The 10321-nt window shown below is 36.9% G+C and carries 11 protein-coding genes and 2 pseudogenes; all 13 read left to right on the top strand.

Translation table 11 applies throughout. The annotated features are described in order from the left end of the window. Nucleotides 1–12: 12 nt before the first annotated feature. The 13 genes and pseudogenes from FN031_RS02410 (at nt 13) to FN031_RS02345 (ending at nt 10286) form a co-directional block, all read left to right on the top strand. Nucleotides 13–441, top strand: a complete 429-nt coding sequence (locus tag FN031_RS02410) for a phage holin family protein (protein ID WP_045616014.1) — start codon at nt 13–15, stop codon at nt 439–441. Further along, nucleotides 431–1375, top strand: coding sequence for an N-acetylmuramoyl-L-alanine amidase family protein (locus tag FN031_RS02405; protein WP_142557286.1), 945 nt, complete (start codon nt 431–433; stop codon nt 1373–1375). The genes FN031_RS02410 and FN031_RS02405 overlap by 11 nt, the downstream gene beginning before the upstream one ends. A gap of 153 nt (nt 1376–1528) precedes the next feature. Then, on the top strand, nt 1529–1657 hold the full coding sequence (locus FN031_RS02400) for a putative holin-like toxin (protein ID WP_173276792.1): 129 nt from the start codon (nt 1529–1531) through the stop codon (nt 1655–1657). Nucleotides 1658–2001: 344 nt separating this feature from the next. Continuing rightward, a complete protein-coding gene (locus FN031_RS08985; protein WP_185928428.1) occupies nt 2002–3243 on the top strand; it encodes a recombinase family protein in 1242 nt (413 codons plus the stop codon). Then, a complete protein-coding gene (locus tag FN031_RS02385; RefSeq protein WP_176607573.1) occupies nt 3131–4492 on the top strand; it encodes a recombinase family protein in 1362 nt (453 codons plus the stop codon). Before FN031_RS08985 ends, FN031_RS02385 begins: the two co-directional genes overlap by 113 nt. A 96-nt stretch (nt 4493–4588) precedes the next feature. Then, nucleotides 4589–4969, top strand: a complete 381-nt coding sequence (locus FN031_RS02380) for a hypothetical protein (RefSeq protein WP_230309757.1) — start codon at nt 4589–4591, stop codon at nt 4967–4969. A 45-nt stretch (nt 4970–5014) separates the two neighbouring features. Beyond that, nucleotides 5015–5524 (top strand): GTP pyrophosphokinase, encoded by a 510-nt coding sequence (locus FN031_RS02375; RefSeq protein ID WP_000107274.1) that lies wholly within the window; start codon nt 5015–5017, stop codon nt 5522–5524. Continuing rightward, nucleotides 5436–5640, top strand: a pseudogene (locus tag FN031_RS02370) (two-component sensor histidine kinase); the annotation flags it as partial. The gene FN031_RS02375 and the pseudogene FN031_RS02370, both read left to right, overlap by 89 nt. 117 nt (nt 5641–5757) lie before the next feature. After that, entirely contained in the window at nt 5758–6879 is a 1122-nt protein-coding gene (locus FN031_RS02365; RefSeq protein ID WP_142557284.1) for an AI-2E family transporter, read from the top strand. Next, entirely contained in the window at nt 6866–8161 is a 1296-nt protein-coding gene (locus FN031_RS02360) for a hypothetical protein (protein WP_142557282.1), read from the top strand. The genes FN031_RS02365 and FN031_RS02360 overlap by 14 nt, the downstream gene beginning before the upstream one ends. 4 nt (nt 8162–8165) lie before the next feature. Next, a pseudogene (locus tag FN031_RS02355) lies at nt 8166–8264 on the top strand (tRNA-specific adenosine deaminase); the annotation flags it as partial. A gap of 689 nt (nt 8265–8953) precedes the next feature. Next, a complete protein-coding gene (locus FN031_RS02350) occupies nt 8954–9706 on the top strand; it encodes a CPBP family intramembrane glutamic endopeptidase (RefSeq protein WP_142557280.1) in 753 nt (250 codons plus the stop codon). A gap of 88 nt (nt 9707–9794) precedes the next feature. After that, nucleotides 9795–10286 (top strand): phosphoribosylanthranilate isomerase, encoded by a 492-nt coding sequence (locus FN031_RS02345; RefSeq protein ID WP_142557278.1) that lies wholly within the window; start codon nt 9795–9797, stop codon nt 10284–10286. The last annotated feature ends 35 nt before the right edge of the window (nt 10287–10321 follow it).

Here is a 10321-nt window from a genome sequence, read left to right as displayed (position 1 = left end):
GGAGTATTAAAAATGGATATTGAATTGTTTAATTTTTTAAGAAAGCTCATCGAAACAGAAGATGGGCTTATTTTGTATGCGTTAGCGTTAATTGTCATCATGGAAATTGTAGACTTTGCATCAGGCACATTTGCTGCCATTGTAAATCCTGATGTTGAGTATAAGAGTAGAATTGGAATCAATGGATTAATTCGTAAAGTCTTAGGGATTTTTATGTTACTGTTATTGATTCCGATGTCTGTTTTGTTGCCTGAAAAAACTGGATTTATGTTTCTGTATTCGATTTATATCGGATACCTAGTTTTTACTTTCCAATCACTAATTGAGAACTATCAAAAAGTAAAAGGGAATATTCTACTTTTTAAACCAATTTTAAAAGCTTTTGAACATCTAACTGAAGGAAAGTCTAACGATGATAAGGAGGATAATCATGGAAGTTGATAAAAGTAGATTACGAACAAATCTTCCTCAAATCGGTGAGCAACCCTATCGACAAGTTCATGCTCACTCTACAGGTAATCCTAACTCAACAGCACAAAATGAAGCGGATTACCATTTGCGTCGTCCAGTTGAGTCAGGATTTTTCTCCCATGTGGTAGGGAATGGTCGTATCCTACAAACTTGGTTAGTAGACCGAGGTGCTTATGATGTTGGTGGCGGATGGAATGTTGAAGGTTACGCTCAAGTTGAACTAATAGAAAGCCATGAATCTAAAGAAGAATTCATGAGAGATTATCGACTTTATGTCAAGCTATTACGTGAGTTAGCTGACGAGGCTGGAATCCCTAAAACTCTAGATTCTAGTAGTCTTGCTGGGATTAAAACTCATCAATTTTGTACTTACAACCAACCAAATAATGGAAGTGATCATGTAGATCCCTATCCATACCTTGCAAAATGGGGCATTAGTAGAGAACAGTTTAAGAAAGATATTGAATCTGGTCTAACTGAAGGAAACTGGAAACGAAACGAAGTTGGTTGGTGGTGGGAAGAAGCAGATGGCTCTTATCCAAAATCTCAATGGAAAAATATCAAAGGAGAATGGTTCTACTTTGATAATAGAGGCTACTGTTTCATCAATAAATGGTTCAATGATGGCAAGGATTGGTTTTATTTAGATAAGCGTGGTGCCATGGTTACTGGTTGGATGCATATCGATCATCGTTGGTACTATTTTAAGTCGGATGGTAGAATGGCTAAAGGTTGGGTAAAATATCGTGAAACTTGGTATTACTTGGATGAAAAAGATGGGGATATGAAATCTAAGCAATTTATTAAATCAGGAAACGGATGGTACTATCTCAAGTCTGATGGTTCGTTATCAGTAAAACCAGAATTTACGATTGAACCTGATGGTTTGATTACTACTAACTAAGAGTTTGTAGATACTACTCTTAAAATAAATCTTTAAACAAAATAAACCACCGAAGTTGGTGGTTCATGTGGTATAATATCTATTGTAGAAAAGTGAAGACGGTGGCTCCTTATACCGAAAGAGAGGTGATGCCTATGGGCAGTTCATCAAAATCTGACGGAAAGGAGGGGCACTCTTTTGACCGCATTTGAAGTTGTACAGACAATACTTGGTTTTGGTAGTTTTGCCATTACTTTGATTGGCTTGTGCTATAAAATCTTCAAAGACAAGGACAAAAAATAATCCGTCCCCACTTTTGAGCGAGTAGGACGGATTAAATCTGTTATACGAGCTACCGTCTTTTTAACGGTTCTACGTTGGAGTTGAGTTGGTAGCTCAGCTCCTTTTTCTATGTTTATTATAACATATTGCGATTAAATTTCAAATAAAAAATCTAAGCCTGGTGAAGTACATCAGGCTTTTTCTTTTTGATTTTTTCTTAAAACCGGAAAAATCTATCTTGAAAGTACCTATTTAGGTAAGAGGACAATAAAGACATTTTGTTAAAGTACAGGGTTGCTGATTACTTGACTAATATTGCGTTTAGAGGGATATATAGTGTGTAAAAACTTCTTGTAGGAGGAAAAATGAATATAAGAAAAATTGAAGCAAAGAATAACAATAGAAAAAAGAGAATTTGTGCATATGTTCGAGTTTCTACAACCAACGGAAGTCAACTTGATTCGCTAGAGAATCAAAAAGTCTATTTTGAAAAGTTGTATGCTGAACGTGATGATGTTGAGTTTTTGGGTGTTTTTTGTGACAAAGGGATTTCAGGTTCAAAGTATGATAGACCTGATTTTCAAACTATGCTAGATGCTTGTAGAAAAGGACAAATTGACGTTATCCATACTAAGTCAATATCAAGGTTTGCAAGAGATCTCATCAATGTTCTTGAAATAAGTCGAGAATTAAAAACTCTTGGTATTGATATCTTTTTTGAAGAGCAGAATATCCACACTTTATCCAATGAAGGTGAAGTTGTCTTGACTGTGTTAGCAAGTTTGGCTGAAGAAGAGTTACAAAGCATGAGCGGAAACCAACGGTGGAGTTTTCGTAGAAAGTTCCAGAAGGGAGAATTACTCATTAATGCTAAACGGTTTTTAGGGTATGATTTAAACGAAAAAGGTGAACTTGTTATAAACAAAGCAGAAGCGCAAATAGTAAGAACCATCTTTTATAGTTATTTAGAAGGAATGGGTACACATAGGATTGCTAAAAAACTTAATGAGGGCAAAGTTCCAACTGTAACAGGAAAGAAATGGTATGATAGCACAATTCGTAATATCTTAAAAAACGAAAAATACAAAGGCACTTTACTACTTCAAAAATACTTTCATGATGGTGTAAACGGTCCAAAGAAATTAAATCAAGGACAGTTGGAACAATACTATATCGAAGATAATCATGAAGGAATTGTACCTAAGGAAACATGGGAGAAGGTTCAGGTAAAAATGAAAAGCCGTTCTCGAATCCAAGGTACAAATAAAACCTATAAATTTTCAAGAATGTTAAAATGTCAGTATTGTGGTTCAACATTAAAAAGACAGGTATCTTATAAGAAAAAGATTGTTTGGTGTTGTTCCAAATATATCAAAGAAGGAAAAAATTCATGTAAAGGTATGAGAGTCCCTGAAAGGGATATTGAAGATTGGAAACTTAGTTCACCAGTAATTGTGTTAGAAAGGATCGAAGATGGAGAAAAACATTACAGTTATACCGGCCAAAAAACTTCAGCAAACAGTCAGATCTCAAACTCAGAAAAAGGTCAAGGTAGCCGCTTATTGTCGAGTATCTACAGACCAAGAAGAACAGCTATCAAGTTATGAGAATCAGGTTAATTATTACCGTGAATACATCTTAAAACATAAAGATTATGAGTTAGTAGACATCTATGCAGATGAAGGGATCTCCGCAACTAATACAAAAAAACGTGATGCTTTTAACCGACTAATACAAGATTGTAGAGATGGTAAGGTGGATAGAATTTTAGTTAAATCTATTAGTAGATTTGCCAGAAATACATTGGACTGCATCAAATATGTAAGAGAACTGAAAGAACTAGGCATTGGTGTAACGTTTGAAAAAGAGAATATTGATAGTCTAGATTCAAAAGGAGAAGTACTACTTACCATTCTATCGTCACTCGCACAGGATGAATCGAGATCCATTTCAGAAAACTCAACTTGGGGAATTCGTAAGAAATTTGAGCGTGGTGTAGTTCAAGTAAACACTACAAACTTTATGGGATATGACAAAGATGAAAAAGGAAATCTCATTATAAACCATGAACAAGCTAATGTCGTAAGGTATATATTTGATAGATTTCTAGAAGGATACAGTCCAGAATTTATTTCCAAAGAGTTAAGAGAACAGGAAATACCAGGTTGCACAGGTAAATCAAAGTGGTGCCCAAGTGCTATATGGAAAATGCTTCAAAATGAAAAATACAAGGGTGATGCTTTGCTTCAGAAAACCTATACCGTTGATTTCCTGACGAAGAAAAGAATTGATAATGATGGACAAGTTAATCAATACTATATCGAGAACAATCATGAACCAATCTTAGATAGAGAAAAGTGGGAGATTGTACAGTTAGAAATAGCAAGAAGAAAGAGATTTAGGGAACAACATAAGCTCCAGTTTTATATCATGCAGAAAGAAAACAACCCGTTTACAACAAAAGTATTTTGCGCCGAATGTGGTTCAGCATTTGGTCGAAAGAACTGGACGACAAGTCGTGGTAAACGGAAGGTATGGCAGTGTAACAATCGATATAGGATTAAAGGTCAGATTGGATGTTTAAACAATCATATCGATGAAGAAATGCTTGAGAAAGCCTTTATGAAAGCAGTTGGACTATTGCAAGAGCATAGATCTGATGTGGTAGCTAAGTGGCAAAAGCTAGAGCAAGGAGCAAATCTTCTCCATAAGCACTATGCAAAGCAGATGTATCAGATACTAGATTTAGATAAATTTGATGGAGTTATCATGAATCAAGTTCTCGACCACATCAGTATTTCAGAAGCTGGACAAATTGTAGTAACTTTCCTTGAAGGAACTGAGGTAAATTTATAAGAGACTGTTACTGGGAAGTTACAGTCTTTTTAGGGGTTTAATGGTATAATGAAATTATAAATGTGCATATTGTTTTAATTCTCTGGAGGACGCATAATGTTGAATTTAGTAAAAGGTCATCAAGTTAGCTTGGTAGAAAACCTGTTTGAATCATTTACAAAGTTAACTGAACATCATTTGACGGCGAATGTACACGCAGAAAAAATATTAGAGGTTTTTCAACACTTTATTGCGATTCATGATGAGCCCTTGTTTTTTATTTTGGAATTGCCTGTCAGTGTTGATAGAGAAAAAGTGATAGCAAAGAATATTATCAAGGAATCCCATAAGGATGTTTATTATATTGATGGCTGTTCAAGAGAGGAATGCCTAGCACTGTTGATTAGATACGGTGATTTGCTTGTTAATGATGGACTAAGTAAGTTTGGATTTGGTGGGCATAAAAGTTATAGTCACAATCTCATTCCTTATTTTTAAGACCATCTATGTTATAATGAAGTGAAGCTATTAGAGGAGGTTTATATGTCAACTCAAAGTATTTATGGGGAGTATGCTCAATATCTCCCCAAAATTTTACAAGAAATAACAGACCCCATTATTGCGGCTAATATTGCTAGCAAAAAAGAAACAGGTTTTAAACTCTATGAACATTTCATTTCACGGATTAAGGAAAGCGACTCCATGCGTGTAAAGTGTCGTAGAAAGAATTTGCCTGAGACGAGCCAGTCTGCCCTTAGGGAAATTCGTGACAGCATTGGAATCCGTATTATTTGTGGTTTTGTCAATGATATTTACAAGATCATCGAAGTAATCAAGGCTATTCCTGGTGTCATGGTCTACAATGAGAAGGATTATATTTCAACTGCCAAGCCTAACGGCTATCGCTCTTATCACCTCATTTTGCAAATGGAGACAAATTTTCCAGATGTCCTAGGCAATGATAAAGGGACCTGTCGTCCGAGATGGCAAATCCTTCGTTATGGATATTACCCCAGATATCCATGTGAAAGCCGAGGAAAAGTCTCTCTTTGAACTTGTAACTCTCCTTGTGGATAATGCTAACAAGTATTGTGACTCTGAAGGAACGGTTACGGTAAGGCTTCGTCAAGTCGGAAGAACACGTAAACGGGCTCGCTTATTAGAAGTGGCAGGAGTTGCACGCGATATTGCCGATCCGTGGTATACAGGAGACTTTGATGGGACGTACCGCGATGTGACATTGGGGTGCAAGTCGCTCTTAGAACAATTAAAAAAGGAATTATAGTATGGATAAGATTAGAAAAAATTGGGCAGTGATGATTGCTCTGGCAGCTGTTTCGTTACTTGTCGTCTTGAATTTTAGCGCCATCCTCACATGGATTTCAGAATTTATTGGGATGATGTTCCCGCTTATTTTAGGGATGATTTTGGCATTTGTGTTAAATGTGCCAATGAAGCGAATTGAACAAGGGTTGGAGAAGATGAACTTCCCGCAAAAGCTGCGTAGAAATACCGCAATCGTGAGCATTATTGTGATTCTGCTTCTGATTATTTCGCTGTTGATTTGGATTATTGCGCCAATGATTGCTAAAACCGTGTCGCAACTGAGCGATAGTGTCAATCACTTACTATTCGTGGTGGCGGATTTTGTACAACATTCAAAATTAATGCAATCCAGTGAAGTGAGTCAAATTACCGACTCACTAAGTCAAAGCAATATCGTATCGTCTGTCATTACATTCCTTGGCGGATTTACAACGAATATTTCAGAGCTCTTCTCAAATGTGTTCTCTGTAATTATGGGGATTTTCTTCATGATTAATATTCTCGCAAGTAAGGAAATGCTCGCACGTTTAACGCTTCGCTTTCTCAATGTGGTCTTGCCAAAAGATAAAATCGAGCACATTACGTATGTTGGGGAAGTCATCGTGGACACGTATGACCGTTTCTTGATGAGTCAAATTATCGAGGCGGGAATCGTTGGGGTTATGATTTTTGCTGGATACTCTCTTGTAGGGTTGCCATATGCAGGACTTGTTGGGGTGCTGTCCGGAGTACTCTCATTCCTTCCGTATATCGGGCCGTTTATGGCGTGCGGAATTGGAATGCTCTTCACCTTTACAGAAAGCCCAATTCAAGCACTCATTTCGTTAGTCGTCTTTATGATCGTTCAAATAGTGGAAGGAAATGTCGTCTATCCGATGGTTGTCGGCAGTTCCGTAGGGTTGCCAACGATTCTAACCCTTGCTGCTGCGTTAATCGGTGGAAATCTCTTTGGTTTAGTAGGAATGATTTTCTTCACACCAATCTTTGCCGTGATTTACCGTCTCGTGAAAGAATGGGTGGAGAAACATGAACAAGCTGCTTCAGTGGTAGCTGTAGGAGCTATTATTGATGAAGAAAATTAGTGACTTGAGAATTACGGGGAAAAAGCTCCTCTTTGAAGGGATTGCGTTCCTTGTTGTTGGGATGTTGCTCCTTATATATGGACCAAGTTTCCCAGAATTGATGTTACGTCTGTTTTTAACATTCTTATGGGCCCGCGAACTATGGAATTTTCTATTTCGTTGGTTTAGTAAGGCGACGGCAAAAGACCCGCTTTGGCTGAATGTAGGAAAGTTCATATTGTATGGATTTTTAGCAGGAAATCAATTCTTCCTGTCATTGCCGGTTGCGATTGTAAGCTTCTTGATGGGGCTCAATGAAGTGATGAACGCGGGAATTAGTGGTGTGACGTACTGTATTTATGTCAAAGATGCCATCCGTCCGCGATTCCGCTTGCTCTTTGATACCATTTGGCTTTCAGTTGTCGGGGTGGCCACTTTAATTGCGCTTGGGGGCGACGGCAACTTGCAAATGTTCTTCCTATCGCTTTATCTCATCGGGCATGGGATTAGCAATATTCGTGATGGCTGGTTCTTTGAGGCCGAAGTTGGAAAGAAAGTCCTTCGCAGACGCTTGCGTCGTGGGATGCCGCTTGTATTTGCTGCACTGATCCCTCGAGCAACCCTGCAAAAAATCAATGATGCATTGGAACTTGGAGAAGGCGAAACCGCTTCTGAAATTTACGACCGTGCGAAAGAAAATGCAGAACCCAACTTAGAAATGTTTATTCACGTCACAAAAGACGGATTTGGGGCAATCGGGCATGTCGACCTATGTTATAAGGGACGCATTATTTCATTCGGGAACTACGATACGAATTCCGAGCGTCTGTTTGGAACGATGGGAGACGGGGTACTTTTCAGTGCCGACCGTGAAAAATACATTGAATTTTGTAAACGCGAAAACCATAAGACTTTACTCGGTTATGGCCTGGCGTTATCTCCAGAACAACTCGCGGCCATCGATAAGGAAATCGCCAAATTGATGTCGTTGACAGTACCGTGGGATCCGCCGCAAATGGTGAAACCGAAGCGTCCTGGAATCGACAAAGAAGAACCGATGTATGCCTACAAGCTCAAACAAGAAGCCGTTGCACTCTTGTATAAATTCACTTCTTCAAAATTCAAGACGTATTTTGTCATGAGTACCAACTGCGTACTGCTAGCCGATACGATTGTCGGAACAGCAGGAACAGATATTTTAAGCGCCCGAGGGTTTATTTCCCCAGGGACGTACCAAGATTACTTAGATAAGGAGTTTGAGAGACCGCATAGTCTAGTCGTGACGAAGCGCGTCTATAAGTAAGAACATGGAACTTCAGGAAAAAGAATTCTTTATCCGAGAAGCACTGAAGGAAGCCCAGAAAGCCTATGACCAAGCAGAAGTGCCAATCGGGGCTATCGTGGTCTTGATAAGATAAGAAAAAGAAATGCTCAAATCAGATTTGATAAACATTATAACTAAGATAGACAAAGATGATATAAATTAACGTTTTGTTTGACAGGCAAGTTCTTTTTTTATTAAAATAATTGTAAGTAAAAAAAGAGTGGGTATTTTCTGGTAAATTTCAAAAATAAAACCTTGATTTGGCGCCATTTCTTTTCTGTTCTTCTCGCAGGTGCGAGAGTAACCCCCTTTTGTTGAGAATTTATACCTTTTTAAATGAAAATAATACAAGTAGGACACTTCTAAAAGTGATCTACTTTTTTTAAATAGTTTCATTCTAAAGTTTAATTTTAAACAACGACTCACTCACTTTCATTCTATAATATAGAAGTTTGCTAGCACCACATGTTGAGGCGGTATCACTGCTTGTACGAGCTGAGGCATCTGCGAAGTAGAAGGAGATGTTCCGCCCATGCGATAGCTGTCGAAGAGTAAGGAGTTTACGACGAAACGATACGGCAACAGCGAACCGCCGAGTGTGTTGCTCTGCTCGTAAAAGCGTAAAAACCTTTGAACGAAAGGGGTTAAGAAAAGCCTTGATTGTAAGGCTTTTTTGCATTTTTGTGATAGAATATAGGTAGTTATAATCGACAGCAACTAAGAAGCAGTAAAAATATTATTCATAAAAATAATCAAGATAAGGGCGATAAAATGACAGAAATTGACAAAAAGAATTTAAAAAATTATCTTTATTGTACATTTGGAATTACTTATATAGCTTGGGGGATTCTTGCCATCTTTACGCAATCTCATATTTTTGGATTAGAAACGATTATAGGAAGAACATTACATATAGTAGGTGCACTTGGACCAGCTATTGCAAGTGGCTTTTATTTGAAAAGGAATAATATAAAATTTAAACATTTTTTATTTAGTAAGAAAGAAAATAGTAGTATTTATTTCATTATTCATTTGTTAGCAATTTTGATACTATTTTCTGTATCTTCCTTAGAATTAAATGAAGTATCAATTTATCTGATGCCATTATTCTTTATACAACTAATTTTTTTTGGTGGTGGACATGAAGAATTAGGATGGAGAGGAATATTACAACCCTTACTTGATAAAAAATATACATATTGGCAATCTAATTTGATTGTAGGATCAATTTGGGGAATATGGCATCTGCCTTTATGGTTTATAGTTGGAGAAAGTCATCAAGGATTTCCTTTCATTTTATTTTTTATATATACATTATTTTTAAGTTTTGTTTTAGGGCTTCTTTACCGTCAAACGAAATCTGTGGGATACTGTATATTATTTCATGCGTTCGCAAATTTGTTAAATCTCTATTTTGTTTTAAAAATTAATGTTATTTTTATTATCATTTTTATTGGTTATTTAATTTATACGATATTGGCTAGTAATAGAATTAGTAAGGAAAAGAATTTGTATCCAAAATAACTGAATATACTCTAGAAAATGAAGATGACTTTGTTCAAGGTAATAAAGAAGAAATAACGAAGATTTATATGAAAGGTTTAGAGTAAACATGAGTCTCTTATTTGAAGAATTTAAAACCATTTGTTTCCATTTAAATCGAATCGGAATTACACCGACACTGATGGGTTCTTTGGGATTGGAGTTTAGAACGAAAGAAAATTGGGGGGCGTCTGACATTGACATTCATGTACCTGGTGACCCTAGAGGTTGGGAAGCACCTGACCATCTCAGAATTTATGACTGGGACAAGATAATGAAAGTGATGAAAGACTTAGGCTACGTCTTAATAGATATTCATGAGCATGAATTCCAAAAGGATAGAGAGAGTGTTGAATTTGGAAGTATCGATTCCTTACTTGATTTTGCAGGAGTTTCGGAATCGGATATAGAGCTTATTCACATTGAAGGCATCACTTTTCGTCTTCCAAGTCTGGAGCAGTATCTAAGTATTTACAAAGCTTCTTCTCGAGACTCCTATCGAAATGAACAAAATAACAATAAGGATTTTAAAAAGATCGAGTGGCTTGAAAAACATTTGTAAATTATCATATGAAAAGTAGTAAGTTGTAAAACTGG

Origin of the sequence: Streptococcus mitis (assembly GCF_902159415.1) — a bacterium.
Lineage (GTDB): Bacteria > Bacillota > Bacilli > Lactobacillales > Streptococcaceae > Streptococcus > Streptococcus mitis_BG.
Note: the sequence above shows the minus strand (reverse complement) of the source record. Positions and strands in the feature narration are given on the sequence as shown.

Coding starts and splice junctions, on each gene's coding strand:
- FN031_RS02380 (WP_230309757.1), top strand. CDS start 4,589: ATGTTGAATTTAGTAAAAGGTCATCAAGTTAGCTTGGTAGAAAACCTG.
- FN031_RS02365 (WP_142557284.1), top strand. CDS start 5,758: ATGGATAAGATTAGAAAAAATTGGGCAGTGATGATTGCTCTGGCAGCT.
- FN031_RS02405 (WP_142557286.1), top strand. CDS start 431: ATGGAAGTTGATAAAAGTAGATTACGAACAAATCTTCCTCAAATCGGT.
- FN031_RS02350 (WP_142557280.1), top strand. CDS start 8,954: ATGACAGAAATTGACAAAAAGAATTTAAAAAATTATCTTTATTGTACA.
- FN031_RS08985 (WP_185928428.1), top strand. CDS start 2,002: ATGAATATAAGAAAAATTGAAGCAAAGAATAACAATAGAAAAAAGAGA.
- FN031_RS02375 (WP_000107274.1), top strand. CDS start 5,015: ATGTCAACTCAAAGTATTTATGGGGAGTATGCTCAATATCTCCCCAAA.
- FN031_RS02410 (WP_045616014.1), top strand. CDS start 13: ATGGATATTGAATTGTTTAATTTTTTAAGAAAGCTCATCGAAACAGAA.
- FN031_RS02360 (WP_142557282.1), top strand. CDS start 6,866: ATGAAGAAAATTAGTGACTTGAGAATTACGGGGAAAAAGCTCCTCTTT.
- FN031_RS02345 (WP_142557278.1), top strand. CDS start 9,795: ATGAGTCTCTTATTTGAAGAATTTAAAACCATTTGTTTCCATTTAAAT.